This window comes from Streptomyces sp. NPDC046203 (assembly GCF_040646255.1).
GTDB lineage: Bacteria > Actinomycetota > Actinomycetes > Streptomycetales > Streptomycetaceae > Streptomyces.
The window spans coordinates 134679-160039 of the sequence record NZ_JBEYZX010000007.1; the positions used below are offsets into that span (position 1 = coordinate 134679).

Sequence of the window (25361 nt, forward strand, 5' to 3'; positions counted from 1 at the left end):
CAACTGCAATCCCAGGGTCCCGGGAGTGCCGGGAGCGTCGGGAGTGCGAGGAGCGGCGGAGCTACTGTGGGCACGTACGCGGACTCAACACCCTCATCACCCTCGGGAGTCAGTCATGTCAGACCGCTTCGACGTCGTCGTACTCGGAGCTGGCCCCGGCGGCTATGTCGCCGCCATCCGCGCCGCCCAGCTGGGCAAGCGGGTCGCGGTCGTCGAGGAGAAGTACTGGGGCGGTGTCTGCCTGAACGTCGGCTGCATCCCGACCAAGGCGCTGCTGCGCAACGCCGAGCTGGCCCACATCTTCACCCACGAGGCCAAGACCTTCGGCATCAAGGTCGACGGCACGGTCTCCTTCGACTACGGCGAGGCGTTCCGCCGCAGCCGCACGGTCGCGGACGGCCGCGTCAAGGGCGTCCACTACCTGATGAAGAAGAACGGCATCACGGAGTTCGACGGCCGGGGCACCTTCCTCGACGCGCACACCCTCCAGGTGGCGAAGGCCGACGGCACCACGCAGACGATCAGCTTCGACAACTGCATCATCGCCACCGGCGCCTCCCCGAAGATGCTGCCCGGCACCGCCCGCAGCGAGCGCGTCGTCTCCTACGAGGAGCAGATCCTCGCCGAGGACGCCCCGCAGTCGATCATCATCGCCGGTGCCGGCGCGATCGGCATCGAGTTCGCGTACGTGCTGAACAGCTACGGCACCAAGGTCACCATCGTCGAGTTCCTCGACCGGGTCGCCCCGCTGGAGGACGAGGAGGTGTCCAAGGAGCTGGCGAAGCAGTACCGCAAGCTCGGCATCGACGTCCTCACCTCCACCCGGGTCGAGGCCATCGACGAGTCCGGCCCGCAGGTCCGTGTCACCGTCACCGGCAAGGACGGCGCGCAGAAGGTGCTGGAGGCCGACAAGGTCCTCCAGGCCATCGGCTTCGCCCCGAACATCACCGGCTACGGCCTGGAGAACACCGGTGTCGCCCTCACCGAGCGCGGTGCCATCGACGTCGACGGCCGCTGCCGCACCTCCGTGCCGCACATCTACGCCATCGGCGACGTGACCGCGAAGCTGATGCTCGCGCACACCGCCGAGTCCATGGGCGTCATCGCCGCCGAGACCCTCGCCGACGCCGAGACGATGGAGCTCGACTACGCGATGATCCCGCGCGCGACCTACTGCCAGCCGCAGATCGCCAGCTTCGGCTACACCGAGAAGCAGGCGCGCGAGCGGGGCTACGACGTCAAGGTCGCCAAGTTCCCGTTCACCGCGAACGGAAAGTCGCACGGCCTCGGCGACCCGACCGGCTTCGTGAAGATCATCGCCGATGCCAAGTACGGCGAGATCATCGGCGCGCACCTGATCGGCCCGGACGTCACCGAGCTGCTGCCCGAGCTGACCCTGGCCCAGCAGTGGGACCTGACGGTCCACGAGGTCGCGCGCAACGTGCACGCCCACCCGACCCTGGGCGAGGCCGTCAAGGAAGCGATCCACGGCCTCGCCGGCCACATGATCAACTTCTGATCCGGCCGGTCCCGACGCGTCGGGACGCGCTCGACGAGCCGGGGCTCCTCCCCAGGAGCAGGGGCTCCTCTCGACGAGCCGGGACTCGTCTCCATGAGCCGGGACTCGTCTCCATGAGCCGGGATTCCGCCCGGCTCATGGAGGATTCTCGGCGATATACCGGTTTCGCTCATGGTTCACCCTCTTCGAGGTGATAGGCACGGAAACGTGCCGAGCGACAGCGACACCGACTCCCCCGCACCGGGTGGCGAACCGTCCCGACCGATCAGGTCGTGGGTGCGTTCGTCACCCGGTACGCATGTGTGGCTGGCGGTCGTCGCGCTCACCAGCCTCGTGATCGCGCTCGCCCCGGAATCGGTCGACCGCTATCTGATGCACCGCAACAGCAGCAATCTCTACGAGCTGGCCCGGCATCCGATGCGCGCGCTGCTCGGCAGCGCCTTCTGGATCGAGGACCCGGGGAGCCTGCCCCTCTACGTGGTGCTCTTCGAGATCCTGCACGCGCCCGTGGAGCGCTGGCTCGGCACGCTGAAATGGCTGGTCGTCGTCGTCACCGCGCATGTCGCCGCCACGCTCATCAGCCAGAAGGTGGTGCTGCAGTCGATCCAGGACCACGATGTGCCGCGCAGCATGGCGCATGTCGTGGACATCGGGGTCAGTTACGGACTCGCGGCCTCGGCCGGCATCCTCACGTACCGGCTGCCGCGGCCCTGGCGCTGGTTCTACCTGGCCGGAGCGGTGGTGTTCTTCGCCGTGCCGCTGGTCACCAGCCACACGTACACCGACCTCGGGCACGCGGTCTCGCTGCTGATCGGGTTGGCCTTCTGGCCGCTGAGCAGGGAAAAACCGCTGGAGGGCGGCGGGGAGGGCGACGCACACTAGAGGAACGGGAGCGGGGCGGCCGCTTCGAGCACGCGGCGGCGAACCGCGTGGGCCGCCCCGCTTCCGTATGTCCGGCCGAGGGCCAAGGGCCGGGCGCGTACACCGGGCCGGGGCCCGTGGGCCGTACACCCGGTAGCCGGGCGTACGGCCTCGTCGGGCACCTCAGGCACCCCAGGCACCTCAGGCACCCCAGACACCTCAGGCGTCGAGCAGGCGCTCCAGGACGGCGGCGATGCCGTCCTCCTCGTTCGAACCGGTCACCTCGTGGGACACGGCCTTCAGCTCCTGATGGGCGTTGGCCATGGCCACACCGTGGGCCGCCCAGCCGAACATCGGTATGTCGTTGGGCATGTCGCCGAAGGCGATCGTGTCCGCGGACTTCATCCCCAGCCGGCGCGCGGCCAGCGACAGACCGGTCGCCTTGCTGAGCCCGAGCGGCACGATCTCCACGATGTCGGGACCGGCCAAAACGACGTCGACAATGCCGCCGACGGCCTCGCGGGCGACCCGGGTCAGCTCGTCGTCGGTCAGCGTCGGGTGCTGGATGTAGAGCTTGGTGAGCGGCTCCGCCCACACGTCGGCCGGGTTCTCGAACGGGAGGTACGGCAGCGGCCCGTCCTGGTGCCGGTAGCCGGGTCCGACCAGGACCTCGCCGTCCAGACCGTCGCGGCTGGCGGCCAGGGCCAGCGGCCCGACCTCCGTCTCCAGCTTGGTCATGGCGGCCTGGGCGAGCCTCCGGTCCAGGGTCAGCGAGGTCAGCAGCCGGCGCTCGCCCGCGTGGTAGACCTGCGCGCCCTGCCCGCACACCGCGATCCCCTCGTAGCCGAGGTCGTCGAGGATGGGGCGGGTCCAGTTGACGCCCCGGCCCGTCACGATGATGTGCGCCGCGCCGGCCGCCGCAGCGGCCTTGAGCGCCTCGCGCGTCCGGACCGAGACGGACTCGTCGGCACGCAGCAGCGTGCCGTCGAGGTCCGTCGCGACCAGACGGTAGGGGAAGGTGCTCACTTGGAGACCGGCTCCAGGACCTCACGGCCGCCGAGGTAGGGACGCAGCACCTCGGGCACGCGCACCGAGCCGTCGGGGAGCTGGTGGTTCTCCAGGATCGCCACGATGGTGCGCGGGACGGCGCACAGCGTGCCGTTCAGGGTGGCCAGCGGCTGTACGGCCTTCTTGCCCTCCTTCTCCTCGCGGAGACGGATGGACAGCCGGCGGGCCTGGAAGCTGTCGCAGTTGGAGGCGGAGGTCAGCTCACGGTACTTGCCCTGGGTCGGGATCCACGCCTCGCAGTCGAACTTGCGCGAGGCGGAGGCGCCGAGGTCGCCGGTGGCGACGTCGATGACCTGGAAGGGCAGCTCCAGGGAGGTGAGCCACTGCTTCTCCCACTCCAGGAGACGGCGGTGCTCGGCCTCGGCGTCCTCCGGAGCGACGTACGAGAACATCTCGACCTTGTCGAACTGGTGGACGCGGAAGATGCCGCGGGTGTCCTTGCCGTACGTGCCGGCCTCGCGGCGGAAGCACGGCGAGAAGCCGGCGTAGCGCAGCGGCAGCTTGTCGGCCTCGATGATCTCGTCCATGTGGTACGCGGCGAGCGGCACCTCGGACGTACCGACCAGGTAGTAGTCGTCCTTCTCCAGGTGGTACACGTTCTCGGCGGCCTGGCCGAGGAAGCCGGTGCCCTCCATGGCACGCGGGCGGACCAGCGCCGGGGTGAGCATCGGGATGAAGCCGGCCTCGGTGGCCTGGGCGATCGCCGCGTTGACGAGGGCCAGCTCCAGCAGGGCGCCGACACCGGTCAGGTAGTAGAAGCGCGAGCCGGAGACCTTGGCGCCGCGCTCGACGTCGATGGCGCCCAGCGCCTCGCCGAGCTCCAGGTGGTCCTTGGGCTCGAAGCCCTCGGCGGCGAAGTCGCGGATCGTGCCGTGCGTCTCCAGGACGACGAAGTCCTCCTCGCCGCCGACGGGAACGTCGGTGTGGACGAGGTTGCCGATCCGGAGCAGCAGGGCGCGGGCCGTCTCGTCGGCCTCCTGCTGCTCGGCCTCGGCGGCCTTCACGTCGGTCTTCAGCTGCTCTGCCTTGCGCAGCAGCTCGGCCCGCTCCTCGGGAGTGGCCTTGGGAATGAGCTTGCCGAGCGCCTTCTGCTCGGAACGGAGCTCGTCGAAGCGGACGCCGGACGACCTGCGCCGCTCATCGGCGGAGAGCAGGGCGTCGACAAGGTCGACGTCCTCTCCACGGGCGCGCTGGGAGGCGCGAACACGGTCGGGGTCCTCACGGAGCAGGCGAAGGTCAATCACCCCACCAGGCTACCGGTGTGGCAGGGAGAGCCGCCCTCCATAAAAGATAGATCTGTGACGTTTTGCCCGAATTGATTTCCTTTCTTTCCTTTCCTTAATCGGGGTGACGGGGCGTGGAATCGGCGCGGGCGCACGCCTTCCTCCCCACCTTCGCTTCACTTATCCACAGGCTGTGCGGAAAAACTGTGGACGGGGGAAGGTGGGGGCGGGGGAGGGATTTTCCCACCCCTTTCGTACGGAGAAAGCGACGGCCCTGCGGAGATAGGGCGTCTCAACAGCGGCGATACCGGACGAGAGGGGCGAACGGAGGATGCGGAACGGGCTCCGGGCGGGCCAGGCGGGGCGTCGGCGGCACTGTAAGCATGTCGACTTGTCCCCAGGTCGAGCTGTGGTCCTGTGGATAACTTGACGGAGCTGTGGGCGGGTACGGCACAGCACGCGGCCGGGGCCCTTGTGCCGGGCCCGGCCCTTCCTCATCTCATATGTCAGACACAGGTGTTCCGGCTCAGGCTCAGGCCCGGTCCCGGGCCCGGCAATCTCGGCTCAGGCCCGGCCGTCCTGCGCGCGGGCCAGCCAGTCGGAGGCCTCCGTGAATTCGGTGTCCGAGGTGCCGCGCCGCAGCGCCGGCAGTTCCCCGGCCGAGACTCCCGCCCTCGGGTACGAGCCGAGGAAGCGCACCTTCCGGCACGAGCGCTTCAGCCCCATCAGGGCTTCTCCGACCCGGCGGTCGGAAATATGCCCCTCGGCGTCGACGGCGAAGCAGTAGTTGCCGATGCCCGCACCCGTCGGACGGGACTGGATGAGCATCAGGTTGACCCCGCGCACCGCGAATTCCTGGAGGAGTTCGAGCAGGGCGCCGGGGTGGTCGTCGTGGGGCCACAGCACCACCGAGGTCTTGTCGGCGCCCGTCGGCGCCGACGGGCGGGCCGGCCGGCCCACGAGCACGAAGCGGGTCTCCGCGTTCTCGGCGTCGTGGATCTCGGTGACCAGGGCCTCCAGGCCGTACGTCGCCGCCGCGAACTCGCCCGCGAAAGCCGCGTCGAACCGGCCCTCCCGCACTAGCCGGGCCCCGTCGGCGTTGGAGGCGGCCGACTCCCACACCGCGTCCGGCAGATGGGCCCGCAGCCAGTTCCGCACCTGCGGCTGGGCGACCGGGTGCCCGGTGACCGTCTTGATGTCCGCGAGCGTGGTCCCGGGCCGTACGAGCAGGGCGAACGCGATCGGCAGCAGCACCTCGCGGTAGATCGTCAGCGGCTCGCCGGACGCCAGCTCGTCCAGGGTCGTGGTCACCCCGCCCTCGACCGAGTTCTCGATCGGGACGAGCGCCGCGGCCGCCTCGCCGTTGCGTACGGCGTCCAGTGCGGCCGGCACCGAGACCATCGGGACGAGTTCCCGCGTCGCGGCCTCGGGCAGCGTACGCAACGCGGCCTCCGTGAACGTGCCTTCGGGGCCGAGATACGTATACCGGGTGGCTGACATAGGGGTCACCCTAATGGCAGCGAACCCGGTCCCCGGGGCCCGTCCACGCCTCGGCGCGCGGCCGGGTCGGGCGGCGGAGGGGGACGGCCGAAGCGGTCGCCGGGCCGGTGTCGCGTTGATGTCGCGTTGGTGTCGCACCGGTCCGACGGCCGCCTTGGCATATGACTCGAAGGGGCAGGGACTGTCTTCTGGATCAGGCCCTACGCCTCCAGGAGCCGCTGGCCCACGTACTCGCCCGTGGCCGGTCCGCCCGGCACCGCGAACAACCCACTCGCCTCGTGCCGGATGAACGTGGACAGCGCGTCGCCCCGGTCGAGCTTGCGCTGCACCGGTACGAAGCCGCGCAGCGGATCGGCCTGCCAGGCGATGAACAGCAGTCCGGCGTCCGGGGTCCCGTCCGCCGCGATGCCGTCGTGGTAGCTGAACGGACGGCGCAGCATCGACGCTCCGCCATTTTGTGCGGGGGCGGAGATCCGGGAGTGCGCGTTGTTCGGGATGACGGTCTTGCCGTCCGCCCCGAGCTTGTTCAGATCGAGCGGGGTGGTCTCCGAGCCGCCGCTCAGCGGCGCGCCGTCCGACTTCCGGCGGCCGATGACCTGCTCCTGCTTCTCCCGGGACAGCCCCTCCCAGTCGTCGAGCAGCATCCGGATCCGCCGGACGACCGCGTACGAGCCGCCCGCCATCCACGCCTGCGCGCCGGACGCGGTGTCGGGCACATAGATCTGCTGGTCGAAGCTCGCCTGCGCGGGCACGGGGTTGTTGGTGCCGTCGACCTGGCCCATCAGATTGCGGGCCGTCATCGGCTGGGCGGTGGCCCCGGCCGAACGGTTGAAGCCGTTCATCTGCCAGCGCACCCGGGCCGCCCCGGCCGCGTCCTTCTGTACGGCGCGCAGCGCGTGGAAGGCGACGAGCGCGTCGTTCGCGCCGATCTGCACCCACAGATCGCCCTCCGACTGCTTGGGGTCGAGGACGTCGGAGGAGAAAGCGGGCAGCGGGTCGAGCTGCGAGGGCCGGTGGGCGGTGAGCCCGGTGCGGTCGAAGAAGGTCCGGCCGAAGCCGAACGTCAGCGTCAGGGAAGAGGGGCCGGCGTCCAGCGAGACACCGGTGTCGGTGCCCGGAGTCCCGCCCGCCATCAGCGTCCTGGCCGTCGCCGACCAGCGGCGCAGCAGTGCGGCGGCCTCCTTGCGGCCCGCGCCCGGCACGAGGTCGAAGGCGACCAGATGACCGCGGGACTGCAGCGGCGTGCTGATCCCCGCCTGATGTTTCCCGTGAAACATCACCTCGGTCGAACCGACCGTGGTGAGGGCGGGCGCGCCGGCGGCGGACCCCTCCGAGACGGCCGAGGCGATCCCGGCGCCGCTGACCGCGCCGACCACCAGTCCGCCGGCACCGGCCGCGCCGAGGGTGCCGAGCACCCGGCGCCGGGACATCTCGACGGTGGTGCTCGCGGTTTCGGCGGTGGCTCCGTCCGGGCCGCCCCCGGACGAGCCCCGGGACGTGCTCCCGGACGTGCTCGCGGCCGGGCCGTTCTCGGACGTGCTCACAGACGGATTCACAGACGGATTCACAGACGGATTCACAAGCTTGTTCTTGGACTTGCTCACGGGTCAGCCGATCTTCACGGTCTTCTGGATGGTGGTCTGGTCGATCTCGGAGGTACGGACCGTCACCTTCATCAGCCACTCGCCCGGCATCGGCAGCTGGACGCCGGACGCGCTCCAGTGGCCGCTCTGGACGCGGTCGGGGACGACGGGGAGCGGGCCGATGTTCTTCGCCGCCAGGGTGAAGGAGACCTTCACCTCGGGGACGTCCAGGGCGCTTCCGTCGGGCCGCACCACGAAGAGGTGCAGCGCGTTGGCGCCCGTACGGCCGGGGTCGAGGGTGAGCTGGACGGTGCCCTTGCCGTTCGTACCGCCGGTGTCGAAGGGCAGCCGGACGTCGACGGGGCGGTCGGGGACGGCGGGGGCACCGGCCGCGGTCCGGCCGGGGCCCGCCTCCTCCTCGGTACGGGCGGGCTCGGTGGAGGTCAGGACAGTGGTCACGGCGAGCAGGACGACGGCGACGGCGGCCTCGGTGAACACCGAACGGCGCAGGCCGGACCGTTCCGGGTCGGCCTCCCGCTCCTTCTTCCGGCGCGCGGTGGCGACGGCGGCCCGCTGCCGGGCGAGCTGCTCGGCCCGCTCGGAGCCGACCCCCGCCTCGCCGGAGTCCACCGTCTCGTCGGCGGCCTCCACCTCGCTCGATTCGCCGTCGCCCTCCCCATCGTCGTCCCGGTCCCCGTTCCCGTCCCGGTCCCCGTCAACGTTCCCGTCTTCCCCGGCGGCCGGTTCCCCGACCCGCCGGACCCAGCGCCGCGAGATCCAGGCGATGCTCAGGAGGACGGCGACCAGACCGGCCTTGACCATGAGCAGCTGCCCGTACCGGGTGCCGGTCAGCGCCGACCAGGTGCCCACCTGCCGCCAGGACTGGTAGATCCCGGTGGCGACGAGGACGGTGACCGCGCCGAAGGCGACCGCCGAGTAGCGCTCGATCGCCCGCCGTTCGAGGGAGGGGGCACGGTGCAGCGCCACGAGAAGGGTGGCGAGTCCGCCCAGCCAGACCGCGACGGCCAGCAGGTGCAGGATGTCCACCGGCATGGCGATGCCCGGCTGGAGCCCGGTCGAGGCGTGCTCGGCGAGCGCCCAGGTCCCGGCGATGCCGGCGGCGACCACGGTGCCGCCGAGGGCGAGCCCGAAGGTGAGGTCGCGGTGGTCGGCCTCCTCGCGCCGCCGGGCGTACGCGCCGAACAGCACGGCCACGAAGAGCGCCGCCGCGCCGAGCAGCAGCAGCCGCGAGGAGAGCGCGGCCCCCGTCTTGGTCTCCAGGACGGCCCGCAGCCCGTCCAGGTCGAAGACGTCGGCGAGCTTGCCCGTGCGGGTGTACGGGTGCCGGAGCAGCAGCAGCGCGAGGGTGGCGGCGGTCAGCGTGAGCCAGCCGCGGACCACCAGCTTCTGCACGGGGCGTACGGCCGCGCCGTGCGGCCAGCACATCAGGACGAAGGCGCCGCCGCCGACGAGGACGACGAATCCGGCGTACGCGAGGTAGCGCGCGGTCCCGTACAGCGCGCCGACGAGTCCGCCGCCCACCGGTGTGTCGGGCAGCACGACGGCGGTCTTCGAGGGGGCGCCGACGGAGAAGGTGAAGGCCCCGGAGACGGGGTGGCTGTCGGCGGAGACGGCCTGCCAGGCCACCGTGTAGGTGCCGTCGGGCAGACCGGGCAGCAGGGCGACCCCGTAGCGGACGGTCGCGTTGCTGCACAGGTCGCGGATCTCGCCGGTGTCGACGCGCTTGCCCGCCGGGTCGAGGACCCGCAGGGAGTCGTCGCTGAGGGCGACCTGCTCGGAGAAGGTGAGGTTGACCTCCTTGGGGGCGATGGCGACCACCGCCCCGTCCTGCGGGTCGCTGCCGGTCAGTGCCGCGTGCGCGGACGCGGGGCCCGCCATGGCGAGCAGGGCGCCGAGGAGCGCGGCGGTGACGAGCAACAGCCGGGCGAAGGCCGGCCCGAGGCGCGGGGCGGTGGTCAGCATGGGTGGGTCACTCCCTCACAGGGCTCAGTGCTGCTTCGGGTTGTGGTTGGGCGCTTCGACGGAGAGCTCGACCTTGAGGGCGGCGGACTTCTCGAAGTGCAGCTCGACGGCGACCTTCTCGCCCTGCTTGGGGTGCTGCTTCATCTGCATGAACATGATGTGGTTGCCGCCGCGTTCGAGCTTCAGCTCCCCGTTGGCGGGGATGTCGAACGCCTTCACCTGCTGCATCTTCTGGTTCTTCGTCTCGTGCAGCGAGACGTCGTCCGAGACGGAGCTGGTGACGGAGGTGAGCTTGTCGGCGGTGTCCCCGGTGTTGGTGATGGTGAGGAAACCGCCGCCCATGTCCATCACGGGCTGCGGCATGAACGCGCCGCTCACCTTCAGTTCGGGCTTGCCCGCGCCGGCCTTCGGAGAGGCGTCCGAGGAGTCGGACGAGGAGCAGCCGGTCAGGGTGAGCGCGGCGGCGACGGCTATCGCGGAGAAGGCGGACAGGGTGGTGGTGCGGCGGTTCACGGGGTCTCTCCCTTGATGAGCTTCGGCAGGTCCTTGGCGTAGTCGTCGGCGCTGGTGCTCTCGCCGTACAGGACGTAGCCCTGGTCGGTCGTCGGCGAGAACGCGATGACCTGCGCTCCGTGCATGGAGACGACCGTGCCGTCCTTGTCCTTCGTGGCCGGGTCGATGCCGATGCCGATCGACCGGGCACCGGCCTGGATCGCGGCGAAGTCGCCGGTCAGTCCGATGAAGGAGGGGTCCCCGGCGGCGGGCAGCCACTTGCCGAGCTCGGCGGCGGTGTCGCGGGCGGGGTCGGTGGTGACGAAGACGACCTGGAGCTTGTCCTGGTCGGCCTTGGGGAGCTGCTTGCGGGCGATGGCGATGTTGCTCATCGTCAGCGGGCAGACGTCGGGGCAGTGGGTGTAGCCGAAGTAGATCAGCGTCGGCTTGCCCTTGGTCCGCTCGCGCAGATCGAAGCTCTGTCCCTTGGTGTCGGTGAGGACCAGGTCGGGCTTGGTGAACGGCCGGTCGAGGACGGTGGCCGCCTTGGCGGTGTCGGACTCGCCGGCGAGCTGGGCGACACCGCCGTTCGCGCTGCCGGGCCGGGGGCTGTCGTCGCCGTCGCCGGAGCCGACGGCGATGGTGATCGCGACGGCCGCGGCGATCGCGGTCGCGGCGATGAACAGCGGGGCGCGGCGGCCCGGTCGGCGGCCCTCGGCGCCCGCTGTGGTGCTCCCGGCCGTCTGGACGGCCGGGGGTGTCTTGTCGGACATGGTGCGTCTTTCGGTTCGGGGACGGGCGTCAGGCCGAGCGGCGGCGGCCGGCCAGGACACCGAAGGCGACTCCGGCGATCCCGAGGAGGATGCCGACGACGCCGAGCACGCGGGCCGCGGTGTCGGTGGTCGAGGTCTCGGTCTTGGCTTCGGCCGCGGTCTCGGTCTTGGCGTCGGCCGTGGTGTCGGTCTTGCCGTCGGTCTTCTTGTCGGCCGAGGCGCCGTGACCGTCGTGCTCGGCGTCGGCGGCGGCCGACAGCTTCAGGACCGGCGCCGGGTTGTCGGGTTCGGCCGCGCCGTCCTGGGGCTCCTCGATCCAGCGCACGACCTCCTTGTTGTCGTACGTCTGGAGGGCCTTGAGGACGAGCCGGTCGGTGTCCTCGGGCAGCCGGCCGAGGGAGATCGGGAACTGCTGGAACTGACCAGGGCCGATCTTCGAACCGTCCGCGGTCCAGGTGACCTTGCTGACGGCCTCGTTGATCTTCTCGCCGTGCATCTCCAGCGGCTTGGCGAGCTTGGACCGGGTGACGTCGACCTTCCAGCCGGGGACCGGCTGCGGCATCACGGAGGCCAGCGGGTGGTCGGCCGGGAAGCTGAGCTCGATCTTGATGGTGGAGGCGTTGTCGCGCTCGTTCGGGACCTTCAGGTTGACGGTCGCGTACCCGCCCTGGGCGGCCTCGCCCTGCGGCTGCACGCTCACGTGCGCGAAGGCGGTGCCGGACAGCAGCAGGACGGCGGAGGCGGCGATTCCGCCCGCGACGGCGATACGGGACAGAGCAGTGCTCATGGGAGGACTCCACTCGATGGAGGAACGCGGGATACGTGCGGGGGACGGCCCGTGCGTACGGATACGTGTACGGATACGCGTACGGGTACGCGTGCGGGGCGTCCGCGGTCCCGCTCCCGTCCCGGTGGGGAGGCCGCCGGGGCCCAAAAGGGCCGGTCGGTGGCGGTGGAGCGGTCCGCGTCAGGCTGCGAGCACGCAGCGGACGGCGGCCGGCGGGCCGCGCCGGATCACCGTGTCCGCGAGGGCCACCACGACGGGCGGTGGCGAGGAGTCGAAGGCGGTACGGGCGGAGCCGCGGGGACCGGCGGCCGGGGCGGCCGGCAGGCCGGCGAGCAGGGCCCGTACGAAGGAGAGCGCGACGCGCAGCGAACGGACGAGCGCGGCGCCCGTGAACTCGGCGGCGCCCTCCGTGGACAGCCGTACGAGCCGGCCGAGGGCCAGGTCGCCGCGGCGCAGCAGCCAGCCGGTGGCGAGCGCGGCGAGCAGATGGCCGAGCAGCATGGGCAGGCTGGGGAACATCCCGGCGACCGGGTCGGCCGAACCCATCGCGTGGGACAGATGCGACGGCGCCCCGGTGGCCGCCGACGCGGTCGCCGCGGTTGCTGCGGTCGTCGCCGCCGTGGTCGCCGTGGTCGTCGTGGTCGTCGCACCGAACGCGGACGAGGGGCCGAGTCCGGCGTCGTCGACGATCCGGGCGGCCTCGGCGGCGTTCAGCTGGGCGGCGCCGCGCCCGCAGATCAGGTCGGCCGCGAGCCGGACGAGCGCGTCGTTCGCCCGGAGGCCGGTCCCGGTGCCCATGCCCGTGCCCGTGCCCGGGGTGAGCGAGCGCTGTCCGAGACCGAACAGAGCGTGCAGGGCGAGCTGTCCGAACGCGAGGGCGCCGACGACGCCCGCCAGCGAGCGTTCCCGGCCGGTGAAGAGCACGGCCACCCCGAAAACCCCGAGGAAGGCGGCGATCAGCGACCACGGCGCGATGCCCGCGCAGGCGGCCAGCGCGTGGCCGAGCGCGGCCAGCACGACACAGACCGCGGTGAACACCGCGGCCCTCAGCATGCGTGGCGCGAACGCGGGGGCAGACATGGCGGGGCCATCATCGCACCAGGCCCCTCCCGGCGATACGGCAGGTCCGGAAGGTCACTCTTGCGCCGTCCTCGGGCGGTTCGCTCCGCCATACATCGGGCCGGACCGCACGTGAATCCGCCGAACGAGCGGACCGCGTTCTCTCGCGTGCTTACGGAGGGTTCTGATCGGCAATAGGTATCGGTATGTCGTGCCGCAGCATGTCGAGCCGCAGCCAGGAGGCTGGAGCATGAGCATCTGGTGGTCCTTCCATCTGCGCCGCGATGCCGCGAGCGTGCCGCTCGCCCGGCGGCTGCTGCTCGGCGCGATGGAGACGGCGGGGGTCGACCCGGACGTCTCGTACGAGCTGTCGGTGGCCTTGACGGAGGCGTGCGCGAACGCGGTCGAACACGGCGGCCATCCCCTTGAAGGCGGGGTTGGGGGCGCCGGGGACGCGGTTCGCGGCGCGGAGGAGTACCGGGTGACCGCTTATCTCGACGGCGAGACCTGCCGGATCGAGGTGGCGGACTCCGGGCCGGGCTTCCCTGGTTTCCCGGGACGCGCGGGCCAGGCCCGCGAACGGCTCCCGGCCCCGTCCGCGCCGGATCCGGACGCGGAGAGCGGCCGGGGTCTGCGCCTGATCGAGGAACTCGCCGACCACGTCCACTTCGGCCGGACGGGCCGGGGCGGCGCGCTCGTCAGCTTCGACAAAATCATCAAATGGCGCACGGACGCCCCCTTGGTCCTGGCCTGACGCCCGCCCACCAGTGCGGTCCCACTTTGCCGCCTCGCGCGCGTGCGGGCCGCCTCCCTACCGTCGCGTCCCAGTGCGGGCTCACCCCTGCTCCCGTGAGTGCGGGCCGAGCCCATGCCGTCACGTCTTTGTGCGGGCTGGCCTATGGCCGAGTGAGCCGAAGGGGTGCGTCGGGGGAACAGTGCCGAACGCGCGCAGGCCCGCGAGGAACGAGTGGGCCGAGCACGATCGGTGCTGTGAGTCCGACTCCAGCACCCCGTGGGGGTCCCCCCGCCGAAGGTAGGGGGAGAACCGAGGCACAAAAAAGGCCAACGCGGCGCAAACAACATGCGCTCGCCTGTAGCCGCTTTGCGCTCGTGCGGGCTTCACACCAGCCCTCTCGCTTACGTACAAGCCCAGCCCCCGCACGTCTCACGCCCGTGCGGGCCGCACCCCAGCCGCCGCGCTTACCTGCGGGCTTCACCCCAGCCGCCTCACGCGCGTACAGCCCCCGCCCCAGCCGCCGCGCTTACGTGCGGGCCAGGCCCCAGCCCGCCACACCCACGTACAAGCCCAGCCACCGCCGCCACACTCACCCGCGGGCCCCACACCGGCCGTCCCGCTCACGTACAAGCCTCACCCCAGCCGTCTCGCACTCGTGCGGGCTTCACCCTTGCCGCCGCACCTACGTACAACCCCGGCCCCACAGCCGTACGCCCGCGCAGGCCCCCACCCTCACCCCCCCCGAAGACCCGAGGCGCCCCACCAAAAAACCAAAGAAGCCCCCGCCGACCAGTGGTCGGCGAGGGCTCCTTCACGTCATATGACGTGAAGCAACGTGATGCGGGAGGTCAGCCCTGGAGGCCGGCCATCCACGCCTCGACGTCCTCGGAGCGGCGCGGCAGCGTGGCGGAGAGGTTCCGGTTGCCGTCGGCGGTGACGAGGATGTCGTCCTCGATCCGGACGCCGATGCCCCGGTACTCCTCGGGCACGGTCAGGTCGTCGGCCTGGAAGTAGAGGCCCGGCTCGACGGTGAGGCACATGCCCGGCTCCAGCGTCGTGTCGACGTACGTCTCGGTGCGCGCGGCGGCGCAGTCGTGGACGTCCATGCCGAGCATGTGGCCGGTGCCGTGCAGGGTCCAGCGGCGCTGGAGGCCGAGCTCCAGGACGCGCTCGACCGGGCCCTCGACGAGGCCCCACTCGACGAGCTTCTCGGTGAGCACGCGCTGCGCGGCGTCGTGGAAGTCGCGGTAGCCGGCGCCGGGCTTCACGGCGGCGATGCCGGCTTCCTGCGCCTCGTACACGGCGTCGTAGATCTTGCGCTGGATGTCCGTGAACGTGCCGTTGACGGGCAGGGTGCGGGTGATGTCGGCGGTGTAGAGCTCGTTGGTCTCCACACCGGCGTCGAACAGCAGCAGGTCGCCGGCGCGGACCGGGCCGTCGTTGCGGACCCAGTGCAGGGTGCAGGCGTGCGGGCCGGAGGCGGCGATGGTGCCGTAGCCGACGTCGTTGCCCTCGACGCGGGCGCGCAGGAAGAAGGTGCCCTCGATGTAGCGCTCGCTGGTGGCCTGGGCCTTGTCGAGGACCTTGACGACGTCCTCGAAGCCGCGGGCGGTGGCGTCGCACGCCTTCTGCAGCTCGGAGACCTCGAACTCGTCCTTCACGAGGCGGGCCTCGGAGAGGTGGATCCGGAGCTCTTCGTCCGTCTCGGCGGTGACCTTGTCGGTCAGCGCGGCCTCGATGCCGGCGTCGTGGCCGCGGACGTTGCGGACCGGGCCGGTGGCCTCGGCGAGGTACGCGGCCAGTTCGCGGACGTCCTTCGCCGGGAGGCCGAGCAGCTGCTCCGCCTCGGCGAGGGAGTGGCGGCGGCCGACCCACAGCTCGCCCTGGCCGTCGAGCCAGAACTCGCCGTTCTCGCGGTTGGAGCGCGGCAGCAGGTAGAGGGTGGCCTCGTGGCCGCCGTCGACGGGCTCCATGACGAGGACGCCGTCCTGCGTCTGGTCGCCGGTGAGGTAGGCGTACTCGGTGGAGGCGCGGAAGGCGTACTCGGTGTCGTTGGACCGGGTCTTCAGGTTGCCGGCCGGGATCACCAGGCGCTGGCCCGGGAAGCGGGCGGACAGCGCGGCGCGGCGGGCGGCGGTGTGCTCGGCCTGCGCGATCGGCGCGAGGTCGTGGAGTTCGGTGTCGGCCCAGCCGGACTGCATGTTCTCGGCGAGCTCGTCGGAGACGCCCGGGTACAGGCCGTTCTTGCGCTGCTTGATCGCCTGCTCTTCGGACTGTTCCGGGGTCTCCGGGGTGTCCGTCGTGAGCTCTTCGGCCACGGGTCTGCCTCCTTTTGGTACGACTCTGAACCATCCCCATCGTACGGTCGTACGGAAGAGGGCCCGGAGGCGGAAGGCCCTTGGGGGCCGGGGCGACGGGGTGGCCGGTGACTGTTCTCACGCGATGGTCACGCAGTGCTCGGGGCGCGTGCACAGTCCGTTGATGTCCGGCATATGCCAACTCGCCTGTCCTATGCCATTCCTATGCCTTTCCCGTCGGCGAGTGCCGCATCCGCGGAGAGTGCCCCCCCGGATCCCGGACCCCGAACCCCAGACCGTGGGAAACGGCGGGGCGGGACCCCCGGCGGACTATTCGAAGCGGACAGCCAGCAGGACGGCGTCCTCGGCCCCCTCGGGTCCTTCGGCTCCCATGGCGGCCTCGACGCCCTCGGCTCCCTTGGTGCGCTCGAATCCTTCACGGCCTTCACGGCCCTCGCAGCTCCCTCGGCCTTCGCGCCCCTCGGCGCCGCCCACCCCCCGCGTACCGCCGGCATCCCGCATCCCGCCCCCACCCCGCCCGCCGGGCAGGACGGCCCGCAGGACGTGGTCGGCGACGGCGCCCGGGTCGGTGCGGGCGGCCTTCGGGACGCTCGCGGCGGCCGCGTGCAGCCGGGCGAAGGCCCGGTCGGTGCCGTCGCCGGTACGGCGCAGCAGTCCGTCGGTGTACAGCAGCACCGTTTCTCCGGGTGCGGGAGTCAGCTCCACGCTGGGCGCCTCCCAGCAGGCGAGCATGCCGAGCGGGGCGGACAGCGAGGTCTCCACGAACTCGGTGCGCCGGGCGCCGACGAGCAGCGGGGGCGCGTGTCCGGCGCCGGCGAGGAGGATCCGGTGGGCTCGCGGCTCGCAGTAGGCGAAGAGCGCGGTGGCCGAGCGGGCGGGTTCGGTGAGCCGCAGCAGCAGTTCCAGATCGGACAGGACGGCGACCGGGTCCTCGCCTTCCATCACGGCATACGCGCGCAGGGAGGCGCGCAGCCGTCCCTTCGCGGCCAGTACGTCCGGTCCGTTTCCGCAGACGGAGCCGACCGCGAGGCCGAGCGCGCCCTCGGGCAGCGGCAGCGCGTCGTACCAGTCGCCGCCGCCCCGGGTGCCGCCGCTGTGGCGGACGGCGAGCTGGACGCCGGGGGTCCGGGGAAGCCGCCGGGGCAGCAGTTCCTCGGCGAGCGCGGCGGCGTGCGCGCGGGCGCGTTCGACTTCGAGGAGCCGGGCGAGGTGGGTGGTGGCGAGGCTGCCGTAGAGGCCGACGAGGTGGCGCTGGCGGTCGGCGGGCTCGGCGGGTTCGTCGTACAGCCAGACGGCGGCGCCGAGGGTGCCGGTGTCCTCGGTGGCGAGGGGCAGCGCGTAGCTGGCGGCGTAGCCGAGCCGGGCGGCGACCTCGCGGTGCCGGGGGTCGAGGTCCCGGGCGGTGCGCAGGTCGGGGATGGTGATCGGGCGGGGCAGGGCGCCTTCGGGGCGGGCATCGAGCCCGTCGAGGATGCGGCCGTACGAGGTGACGCCGCGTGGCACGGTCTCGATGGTGCCGAGTTCGGCGTGGGCGAGGCCGAGGCCGATGGTGCTGGCGGGGCCGAGTCCGTCGGCGGGTTCGAGGACGGCCAGACCGCGGCGTGCGCCTACCAGGGAGGCGCCGGCGCGCAGGAGTTCGCGCAGCGCTTCGTCGAGGGAGGCGGTGCGGATCAGGGCCTCGGTGAGGTCGTGGAGGAGGGTCAGATCCGAGACCCAGCCGGCCAGCTGGTCCTGGAGCGGGGTGGTGCGGGAGGGGGCTTCGTCCGGGCCCGGTGGTCCGCCGGACAGGGGCGGGGGGAGTGGCGCGCCGGAGGGCTCCGCAGTGTGCGGGGGAGTGGTGACGGCGGAATCGATTCCGGCCACATTCGGCGCGTGAGGCGTACTCATGGCGCTCGTCTTTCCGACCAGCACATTCGCTGCAATAGCACCGCGAACCCCCAAGTCATTCTGCGCAGCTATCCATAGATCCACATCTACACGGACATGTAGAGGCATGTCCAGCATCGTCACGTGCGGACTTCTGGTGTCCGTGAGGCCGTACGAGAGGGTTGAAACCCAGGGGAAGTTGGCTGAAAATTGCCCCCGGTGTGCACCATTTGCGGTCGACTGGCGTCGTTTTAAAGCGCGTCATTTCAAGCATGACGGGTACGTAATCGGTGACGGGCAGGGGCAGTTGGAGACGCCCCTGGACACGGACGCGGAACCCGAGCGTCCTCATCACCGCAGGCCGCACCCTTACCCCGAGTGGCGGGGAACGTGTTCCGGCAGGACCGACCGCCTGGAACGACCGCCGACCGCCGGAAGCGCGCAGGGGCCCGGAGCTCGCGATGCTCGTGAGACCGGGCGCAGACCGTACGAACAGCGAAGAGCCGCGTGCACGGGTGTGTGCGCGTGTACGTGATGTTGTGATGTGGATTCGGCGTTCAACGAAAGGAACGAGCGCTCATGCGCGAGATCCTCGGAAGGCGACGCAGGCTCCGGTTCCGGCGTGACAAGCGCGAGACGGGTACCGAGGGCACCGAGGGCAGGACGAGCGACGCGGGTGGCACCGGCGGCGCGAACGGCGCGGCCGGCGCGGGCGGCACAGGTGGCACCGGCGGATCGGGAGGTCCGGGGCGTCCGGGCGGTCCGGGAGGCTCGGACGGTACGGGCGGTTCGGGCGGCGGGGACGGTGGTGCACCGGACGGCGGTGACGGCGCGGCCCGGCGTGACGAGGCGCTCCGGTGCGCGGCCTGGGGCTGGCCGGTGCTGCCGGGCGCGGGACTGCGGACGGACGGCGCGCGGGCGACGGGCTTCCTGCGGACACGCGTTCGGGTGATGGACTCCCGTCCGGGCGCGGACCCGGGTCGGGGGACCGGTCCCGGCGGCGTCGTGAGCTGCGCCTGCCCCGACCCCGAGTGCGTCGTGCCCGGCGCGCATCCCTTGGACCCGGAGCTCCTCGCGGCCACCACCGACCGCCGCATGATCCGCTGGTGGTGGGACAGCCGCCCGGATGCCCCGGTGCTGCTCGCCACCGGTGGCCGCGCCCCGTGCGCGGTGAGCCTGCCGGCCGTCGCGGGCGTCCGCGCGCTCGCGGCGCTCGACGGGCAGGGCCTGCGGCTCGGCCCGGTGGTGGCGACGCCCACCCGCTGGGCGATCCTCGTCGCCCCGTACCGCCTCGAACGGCTCGGCGAACTCCTCTACGCGAAGGACGGCGTGCCCAGTTCGCTGCGGTTCCACGGCGACGGCGGCTATCTGCCGCTGCCGCCCTCGGTCACCGGGACCGGGCAGGTCCGCTGGGAGCGGGCGCCGCTGGGGCACCGGGCGGGACCGGCGGGCGCGGCTGGTCCGGAGGGTGTGGCGGGCGCGGCGGAAACCGCTGGTCCGGCGGGCGCGGCGGGCATGGCGGGTACGGCTCCGGCGGGCGACGGCCTCGCGGTCCGGGGCGGGCGCGAGGGTTCCACGGGGCCCTGGCTGCCCGATGTGGAAGCGGTCCTGGACGCGCTCGTCGAGGCGAGTTCGAGCATGCCGGGCGGCGGCAGTCGGCTCGCGTACTGACCCCTCTCCGCCGGGGGCCGCGCGGGCGGGGCCGTACGAACGCGCCGTACGAACGCGCCGTACGAACGCGGCGCGCGAGCAGAGCCGTAGGAACGCAGCCGTACGACGCAGCCGGGCGAGACACGGTGGCCGATCCGGTCACGGGTTCGCCGTCTCACCCGAACAGGTGAGGGCGGTCCGGCATCCCGGAACGGCGCCTGCGCGCCCCGCCGGGAGCCGGACGGGGCGCGGATAGGTTCACCGGAAGAACATCCCGGTTCCGGTGGACAGATGGGCCGTCGTATGAGGCACAGGCGCGTGACCCCGGTGGCGCTGCGCGCGTTCGCGTTCGCGCTCGGACTCGTGGTCGCGGCCGCTGCTTTGGTGCCGGTCATGGCGACGGCCGGCCCGGCGGACCGGCCCGCACCGGCGGCTCTCGGGGGCGGATCGCCGGCCGTGCTCGCCGCGCCGGAGTCTCCCGCGCCGGATCAACCGGTGCCTTCCGCTCCCGCGCAGCCCCCGGCCCCCGAGACCCCAGTGGTCCTTGAGGTCTTCGCCCCAGAGCCCGGCCCCGACCCCGACCCCGACCCCGATATCGCCCCCGCTCCCCTTCCCGTGGTCACGCGCTGCGGTCCCGAACTCTCCTCGCCCGACGGTGTCGAGGCCCAGACGTGTGTGGTGAGCGAGGGGACCGGGGTCCGCGCGCGGACGTATTACCGCAACGCCACCGGCCGGGAGCTGGACGCGGTCCTCACCTTTCTCGCGCCCGCCGGCCGGACCGTACAGGTGCGCTGTGCGATCGAGGCGCGCGACGAACCGGGAACGTGCCAGACACCAATGGAACCGAGGGAAGAGAGCCGTGCGGCGGAGTATTCGGCGGTCGCGGAATTCGCCGGATCGGGAGAGGGCGACAGCACGCCACTGTTGCTGCGTTCGGGGAGCAACGGAGCCCGAACGGAGGGTAGTTGAGCCCTGTACGGCTTCGCGGGCGCGGAGCGCGCGCGGTTTCGGGCATGGAAAGGCCCGGTCGCTGGCGACGGGGGATGCACCAGCGACCGGGCTTCAAGAACGGTAACAAGAGATTGGCCGTTCGCAAATTCGATCTCGGTTATTCGGACAGGGATTTAGCCCGTCCGGCGAGAATGTGTGGCGGAGGTCACCGACTGACCGGTCTGTCAGTCACGGATACCGCGCGGGGTATCAGCTGAGCGTCACCTGACGGTTGGTGAGACCGCCGCGCGCCCGGCGCTCCTCGACGGTGAGCGGAGCGTCCGAGGCGAGCGCCTCGGTGAGCCGCTCGGCGAACTCGGCGGCCGGCTTCTCGCACTGCTCCGCCGTCATCGAGGTCGGCAGGTCCCACACCGGAACGGTCAGACCGTGCGCCCGGAACGAGCCCACCAGTCGGGTGTCCGCGCCGAGCGAGGACGTGCCGGCGGCCTGGAGCCGGGCCAGCGCGTCGAGCAGCTTCTCCTCCGGGTACGGCATGACCCAGCGCAGGTGGTTCTTGTCCGGGGTCTCGCACCAGTAGGCGGAGTCGACGGAGGACAGCTTCACGGTGGGGATGGCGGCGGCGTTCGCGCGCTCCAGGGAGGCGGCGACCTCCGGGCTGGAATTGTCCGAGGACTCCGGAATCCAGAATTCGAATCCGGTGTGCACTTCAGGCGCAAAATCGCTGTTCGGGTCGAGCAGATCCTGGAGCCGCGGCCCCTCCGCCGGTACGCGGCGCGCGGTGACCGGCGTGCCGGGCTCGGTCACCAGGGCGCGCTCCAGGGTGTCGGCGAGGTCGCGGCCCAGGTCGCCGGTGGAGGAGTCGTTCTGCAGCGCGAGCAGTACGGAGCCGTCGTCGCGGCGCAGCGCGGGCCACGCCATCGGCAGCACGGTCGCGAGGGTTACCGACGGAACGCCCTCGGGCAGCCCGCCCTTGAGGGTGAGCGGCACGGTCGCGGCGGGCACCAGCTCGCGCAGCGCGACCCAGTCGCACTCGCCCGGCAGACCCTCGAACGGCCGCTGGACCAGCTCGGCCACGGCGTGCGAGGCGGCCCGCCCGTGGCACGCCTTGTAGCGGCGGCCCGAACCACAGGGGCACGGCTCCCGCGCGCCGACGACCGGGATCTCCCCGTCGGCGAGCTGGGCCTTGCCGGCCGTGCCGGGCTTCGTCTGGGGGCGCTTCTTGGCCATGGTGGGGTTTCTCCCGATCGCGGCGTTCCAGTGATCCAGTGTTCGGCCGCGAGCCTAGCCGCCCGGTGTCCTTTGACGCCCCTTTCTCCGTTGTCCGTACGGGCGGTGCGGGGGCGCGGCGGTACGGGGCGGTTCGGCGGCGCGTAAGGACGTACGAGAGGCGCGACGTACGAGAGACGTCGGGGTCGCACGTACAACCGAGGAACCGAGGAACCGAGGAACCAAGGAGCCAAGGAACGAGGAAAGGGCGGCGGTCCGTGCGGGACCACCGCCCTTGGGATCACTCCAAGTCGCTCCGGGTCACTCCAGGTCGTCGTACGCGTCGAGGAACCCGAGCCCGGACCCGCCGCCGACGCGCGCCGCGAAGTCCTCGCGACGGTGTCCGCCGGTGACCCGGACCCAGACCGTGACCTCGCCCGTCGCGCTGTCCCGTACACCCCAGTCCTGCGCGAGCGCCCCGATGATGTTCAGCCCGCGGCCACCGTGCGCGGTGACCGAGGGCGTGGCCGGAACAGGGCGGGTCGGACCGCCGCCGTCCGTCACCTCGACCAGGAGACCGCCCGCTCCGTCGATGCTCCAGGCGGCCCGGACCTCACCTTCTCCGATGTCTGCGCGGCCCAGCGGCCTGCCATGGCGATACGCGTTGCTCAACAGCTCCGAAAGGATCAGCACCGCGTCGTCGACGACCGATTCGGCCATGCCGCTGCGGTCCAGCTGCTCCCGCATCCGGTGCCGTGCCTGCCCCACGCCCGCAGGGCCATGAGGAACGGCCATGCTCGACGACGTGGGCACTGTCTGTGCCACCATCAACGCCACCCCCGAGACCTCCTTTGCCCCACGCCACCGTGTGGATGCCCCGATGACCTGGGCCGGAAACCGGCCAGTAATGCCAGGGTGGCGCACTCGTGACGATCGCGTACGCCCCGAACGCGCCGGGGCACACCCCCTTACCCCTGTGACGGATGGGGCAAATGGGGTGAAGACGGGCCCGGGATTTCTCCCGGGGAAACGGTTCTACAGGGAGTGGCTTCACGGGGAGCGGTTCCCACGGGAGCGGCTCTACAGGCGGCCCAGCTGGGTCAGCACCTGCTTCGGCCGGTTGGTGATGATCCCGTCCACGCCGAGCTCTACACACAGTTCGACGTCGGCCGGTTCGTTCACCGTCCATACGTGGACCTGGTGTCCGGCCTCCTGTAGGCGCCGGATCACGGCCGGGTGGTGGCGCACGATCCGGATCGACGGGCCGGCGATCCGCGCGCCCGCCGGCAGCCGTCCGTCGCGCAGCCGAGGGGTGACGAACTGGGTGAGCGAGACGGTCGGCAGCATGGGTGCTGCCGCCGCGACGCGGTGCAGCGAGCGGGCCGAGAAGCTCATGACGCGGACGGACGACTCCTCGGGCGCCGCGGGCGCGGCGAGACCGAAGCGGTCGAGCAGCCGGAGCAGCTTGTCCTCGACCTGACCGGCCCAGCGGGTGGGGTGCTTGGTCTCGATGGCCAGCTCGATGGGGCGGCCGGTGTCGGCGACCAGTTCCAGGAGGCGTTCGAGGGTGAGGACGGAGGTGGCGCCGGGGTCGTCCCAGTCCGGGACCTCGCCCGCCTCGTCGCGGCCCTTCCAGGTGCCGAAGTCGAGCGCGGCGAGGTCGGCGAGTTCGAGGGCGGAGACGGCGCCGCGGCCGTTGGAGGTGCGGTTGACGCGCCGGTCGTGGACGCAGACGAGATGGCCGTCGGCGGTGAGCCGGACATCGCACTCCAGGGCGTCCGCGCCGTCCTCGATGGCCTTCACATAGGCGGCCAGGGTGTGCTCGGGGGCGTCCTCGGAGGCTCCGCGGTGGGCGACCACCTGGACGGGAAGGCGGCTCGGCTGCCGCGGTGCGTGGGTCACCGCGACATGGTACGGGCGCCCGATATGTCCGCAGTAAAGAATCGGGTGCCGATGCACAGCTCCGGCTTACAGTGGCCTGACGTGCTGTGGGAAAAGCTGATCGCAGCACCCGACGACGCCCGCGCAGTGCAACGAGGAGAGAGCTGTGAGCACCGAGAACGAGGGTACGCAGGTTCCGGAGAGCCGGCCCACCCCGTCCGCCCCCGCGGCGCCCCCCACGCCTCCCGCGCCCCCCGTCGCGCCTCCGGCCCAGGCCGAGACCCAGGCAGAGACCCCGGCCGAGAAGCAGATCGAGCCCCAGGCCGGAACTCCGGGCGCGGCCCCGGCCCCGCAGGAAGCCCCGGCGGCCGAGACCGCGCCGGCGCCGGTGGCCGAACCCGCGCCCGCGCCCGATTTCGCGTCCGACCCGGCGCAGACGCAGGCCCAGCCGGTACAGCCCGTACAGCCGGCTCCGGCCCAGCTGCAGACGGCCCCGGCCCCCGCCCCCGCCGCCGATGCCGGCGCAGGCTGGCCGCCCGCCCCGCCCGTGGCCCCGGCCTGGGGCGTACCGCAGCAGCCCGTACCGGAGACGGCGCGTAAGCGTGGCGGCGGTCTGATCGCGGCGGTCCTCGTCGCGGCCCTGGTCGCGGGAGGCATCGGCGGCGGGGTCGGCTACTGGGCCGCGAACCAGCGCGACGGCGGCCCCGGCGGCTCGACCACCATCTCCGCGGGCGACTCCCCTTCCTCCTTCAAGCGCGACCCCGGCACGGTCGCCGCCGTCGCCGCCAAGTCCCTGCCGAGCGTCGTCACCATCAGCGCGAAGTCCGGCGGCCGGGACGGCGAGGGCGGCACCGGCACCGGCTTCGTCTACGACCGGGAAGGCCACATCGTCACCAACAACCACGTGGTGGCCTCGGCGGCGAACGGCGGCACACTCTCCGCGACCTTCTCCAACGGCAAGACGTACGCGGCGGAGGTCGTGGGCCGGGCGCAGGGCTACGACGTGGCCGTACTGAAGCTGAAGAACGCCCCCTCCGGTCTCACCCCGATCCCGCTGGGCGACTCCGACAAGGTTGCCGTCGGCGACTCGACCATCGCGATCGGCGCGCCCTTCGGCCTGTCGAACACGGTCACCACGGGCATCATCAGCGCCAAGAACCGCCCGGTCGCCTCCGGTGACGGCTCCGGCGGCAAGAACTCCTACATGAGCGCGCTGCAGACCGACGCCTCGATCAACCCGGGCAACTCCGGCGGGCCGCTGCTCGACGCGAGCGGCGCCGTGATCGGCATCAACTCCGCGATCCAGTCGGCCGGCAGCGGCTTCGGCCAGTCGCAGGCGGGCTCCATCGGCCTCGGCTTCGCGATCCCGGTCAACCAGGCGCGCAACGTCGCCGAGCAGCTGATCAAGACCGGCAAGCCGGTCTACCCGGTCATCGGCGCCACCGTGAACATGCAGGACCAGCTCGACGGCGGCGCCGGCGCCGTCATCGCCGAGGAGGGCTCCGGCGGGACCCCGGCCATCAGCCCCGACGGCCCGGCCGCCAAGGCGGGTCTGAAGGGCGGCGACACGATCGTCGCCTTCGGCGGCCGCCCGATCGACAACGGCCGCACCCTCATCGGCGAGATCTGGACCCACCAGCCCGGCGACAAGGTCGAGATCACCTACAAGCGCGACGGGAAGACCTCCACCACCACCGTCGTGCTGGGCGAGCGCACGGGCGACAGCTGACCTCCACTGACGCGGCCGAACTCCGCGTCAGCGGGGGACGGGCGGGTACGGCCCCGGGGCTCCGGCTCCGGGGCCGTACCCATGCCCGTTCCTTCAACCGTCCCCGTCCCCGTGTCCGTCCCCTTCCTCGTATCCGCGCCGTGCCGTACCGGCTGGAGGAGGCCCGCGCGGGCAAC

At 71.9% G+C, this 25361-nt stretch carries 19 protein-coding genes and 1 pseudogene; 6 read left to right on the top strand and 14 right to left on the bottom strand.

Translation table 11 applies throughout. The annotated features are described in order from the left end of the window. The first annotated feature begins 115 nt into the window (after positions 1–115). Together lpdA and ABZ990_RS08540 are read left to right on the top strand one after the other, a co-directional pair. On the top strand, positions 116–1519 hold the full coding sequence (gene lpdA / locus ABZ990_RS08535; RefSeq protein WP_361227306.1) for a dihydrolipoyl dehydrogenase: 1404 nt from the start codon (positions 116–118) through the stop codon (positions 1517–1519). 276 nt (positions 1520–1795) lie between these two features. After that, on the top strand, positions 1796–2401 hold the full coding sequence (locus tag ABZ990_RS08540) for a rhomboid-like protein (protein WP_361227309.1): 606 nt from the start codon (positions 1796–1798) through the stop codon (positions 2399–2401). Between the two features lie 198 nt (positions 2402–2599). Here ABZ990_RS08540 and ABZ990_RS08545 read toward each other — a convergent pair whose 3' ends face one another. The 9 genes from ABZ990_RS08545 to ABZ990_RS08585 all read right to left on the bottom strand — a co-directional run bounded on the left by ABZ990_RS08545 (position 2600) and on the right by ABZ990_RS08585 (position 12869). Beyond that, the gene (locus tag ABZ990_RS08545) at positions 2600–3406 is read right to left on the bottom strand and encodes an HAD family hydrolase (protein WP_361227311.1); all 807 of its coding nucleotides are present in this window, start codon (positions 3404–3406) and stop codon (positions 2600–2602) included. Further along, the gene (serS, locus tag ABZ990_RS08550) at positions 3403–4692 is read right to left on the bottom strand and encodes a serine--tRNA ligase (RefSeq protein WP_361227314.1); all 1290 of its coding nucleotides are present in this window, start codon (positions 4690–4692) and stop codon (positions 3403–3405) included. Before serS ends, ABZ990_RS08545 begins: the two co-directional genes overlap by 4 nt. Positions 4693–5235: 543 nt before the next feature. After that, a complete protein-coding gene (gene pheA, locus ABZ990_RS08555) occupies positions 5236–6171 on the bottom strand; it encodes a prephenate dehydratase (protein WP_361227317.1) in 936 nt (311 codons plus the stop codon). A gap of 200 nt (positions 6172–6371) precedes the next feature. Beyond that, complete coding sequence (efeB, locus tag ABZ990_RS08560; protein WP_361227562.1) at positions 6372–7601, bottom strand: iron uptake transporter deferrochelatase/peroxidase subunit; 1230 nt, start codon at positions 7599–7601, stop codon at positions 6372–6374. 177 nt (positions 7602–7778) lie between these two features. Next, positions 7779–9737 carry a copper resistance protein CopC gene (locus tag ABZ990_RS08565; RefSeq protein ID WP_361227320.1) on the bottom strand — a complete coding sequence of 653 codons (1959 nt, stop codon included), beginning with the start codon at positions 9735–9737 and terminating at the stop codon, positions 7779–7781. 24 nt (positions 9738–9761) lie between these two features. Continuing rightward, positions 9762–10250 (bottom strand): copper chaperone PCu(A)C, encoded by a 489-nt coding sequence (locus ABZ990_RS08570; protein ID WP_361227323.1) that lies wholly within the window; start codon positions 10248–10250, stop codon positions 9762–9764. Further along, a complete protein-coding gene (locus ABZ990_RS08575) occupies positions 10247–10909 on the bottom strand; it encodes an SCO family protein (RefSeq protein ID WP_361227565.1) in 663 nt (220 codons plus the stop codon). The genes ABZ990_RS08570 and ABZ990_RS08575 overlap by 4 nt, the downstream gene beginning before the upstream one ends. Positions 10910–11030: 121 nt before the next feature. Next, positions 11031–11789 carry a YcnI family protein gene (locus ABZ990_RS08580; protein WP_361227326.1) on the bottom strand — a complete coding sequence of 253 codons (759 nt, stop codon included), beginning with the start codon at positions 11787–11789 and terminating at the stop codon, positions 11031–11033. A gap of 180 nt (positions 11790–11969) precedes the next feature. Then, positions 11970–12869, bottom strand: coding sequence for a hypothetical protein (locus tag ABZ990_RS08585; protein ID WP_361227328.1), 900 nt, complete (start codon positions 12867–12869; stop codon positions 11970–11972). Positions 12870–13098: 229 nt separating this feature from the next. Here ABZ990_RS08585 and ABZ990_RS08590 point away from each other — a divergent pair, with 229 nt between their 5' ends. Next, complete coding sequence (locus ABZ990_RS08590; RefSeq protein ID WP_361227330.1) at positions 13099–13602, top strand: ATP-binding protein; 504 nt, start codon at positions 13099–13101, stop codon at positions 13600–13602. Between the two features lie 830 nt (positions 13603–14432). Here ABZ990_RS08590 and ABZ990_RS08595 read toward each other — a convergent pair. Together ABZ990_RS08595 and ABZ990_RS08600 are read right to left on the bottom strand one after the other, a co-directional pair. Continuing rightward, on the bottom strand, positions 14433–15902 hold the full coding sequence (locus ABZ990_RS08595; protein ID WP_361227332.1) for an aminopeptidase P family protein: 1470 nt from the start codon (positions 15900–15902) through the stop codon (positions 14433–14435). Between the two features lie 309 nt (positions 15903–16211). Further along, positions 16212–17906, bottom strand: a complete 1695-nt coding sequence (locus ABZ990_RS08600) for a PP2C family protein-serine/threonine phosphatase (RefSeq protein WP_361227568.1) — start codon at positions 17904–17906, stop codon at positions 16212–16214. 680 nt (positions 17907–18586) lie between these two features. Between ABZ990_RS08600 and ABZ990_RS08605 the strand changes: the two are divergent. Together ABZ990_RS08605 and ABZ990_RS08610 are read left to right on the top strand one after the other, a co-directional pair. After that, positions 18587–19439: pseudogene (locus tag ABZ990_RS08605) on the top strand (bifunctional DNA primase/polymerase); the annotation flags it as partial. A gap of 282 nt (positions 19440–19721) precedes the next feature. Next, positions 19722–20387 (top strand): hypothetical protein, encoded by a 666-nt coding sequence (locus tag ABZ990_RS08610; RefSeq protein ID WP_361227334.1) that lies wholly within the window; start codon positions 19722–19724, stop codon positions 20385–20387. Positions 20388–20618: 231 nt separating this feature from the next. On the opposite strand, the gene ABZ990_RS08615 is transcribed toward ABZ990_RS08610, so the two are convergent. The 3 genes from ABZ990_RS08615 to ABZ990_RS08625 all read right to left on the bottom strand — a co-directional run bounded on the left by ABZ990_RS08615 (position 20619) and on the right by ABZ990_RS08625 (position 23477). Then, positions 20619–21596 (bottom strand): DUF5926 family protein, encoded by a 978-nt coding sequence (locus tag ABZ990_RS08615; protein ID WP_361227336.1) that lies wholly within the window; start codon positions 21594–21596, stop codon positions 20619–20621. A gap of 300 nt (positions 21597–21896) precedes the next feature. Further along, on the bottom strand, positions 21897–22499 hold the full coding sequence (locus ABZ990_RS08620) for an ATP-binding protein (protein WP_361227338.1): 603 nt from the start codon (positions 22497–22499) through the stop codon (positions 21897–21899). 156 nt (positions 22500–22655) lie between these two features. Further along, positions 22656–23477 (bottom strand): glycerophosphodiester phosphodiesterase, encoded by an 822-nt coding sequence (locus ABZ990_RS08625; RefSeq protein WP_361227341.1) that lies wholly within the window; start codon positions 23475–23477, stop codon positions 22656–22658. Positions 23478–23622: 145 nt separating this feature from the next. On the opposite strand from ABZ990_RS08625, the gene ABZ990_RS08630 reads away from it, so the two are divergent. Further along, entirely contained in the window at positions 23623–25185 is a 1563-nt protein-coding gene (locus ABZ990_RS08630; RefSeq protein ID WP_361227344.1) for a trypsin-like peptidase domain-containing protein, read from the top strand. Positions 25186–25361: the final 176 nt, after the last annotated feature.

Excerpts from the sequence above, each read along its gene's own strand:
- lpdA (WP_361227306.1), top strand. The coding sequence starts at position 116 with ATGTCAGACCGCTTCGACGTCGTCGTACTCGGAGCTGGCCCCGGCGGC.
- pheA (WP_361227317.1), bottom strand. The coding sequence starts at position 6,171 with ATGTCAGCCACCCGGTATACGTATCTCGGCCCCGAAGGCACGTTCACG.
- efeB (WP_361227562.1), bottom strand. The coding sequence starts at position 7,601 with ATGTCCCGGCGCCGGGTGCTCGGCACCCTCGGCGCGGCCGGTGCCGGC.
- ABZ990_RS08565 (WP_361227320.1), bottom strand. The coding sequence starts at position 9,737 with ATGCTGACCACCGCCCCGCGCCTCGGGCCGGCCTTCGCCCGGCTGTTG.
- ABZ990_RS08580 (WP_361227326.1), bottom strand. The coding sequence starts at position 11,789 with ATGAGCACTGCTCTGTCCCGTATCGCCGTCGCGGGCGGAATCGCCGCC.
- ABZ990_RS08585 (WP_361227328.1), bottom strand. The coding sequence starts at position 12,869 with ATGTCTGCCCCCGCGTTCGCGCCACGCATGCTGAGGGCCGCGGTGTTC.
- ABZ990_RS08590 (WP_361227330.1), top strand. The coding sequence starts at position 13,099 with ATGAGCATCTGGTGGTCCTTCCATCTGCGCCGCGATGCCGCGAGCGTG.
- ABZ990_RS08600 (WP_361227568.1), bottom strand. The coding sequence starts at position 17,906 with ATGCTGGACATGCCTCTACATGTCCGTGTAGATGTGGATCTATGGATA.
- ABZ990_RS08610 (WP_361227334.1), top strand. The coding sequence starts at position 19,722 with ATGAGGCACAGGCGCGTGACCCCGGTGGCGCTGCGCGCGTTCGCGTTC.
- ABZ990_RS08615 (WP_361227336.1), bottom strand. The coding sequence starts at position 21,596 with ATGGCCAAGAAGCGCCCCCAGACGAAGCCCGGCACGGCCGGCAAGGCC.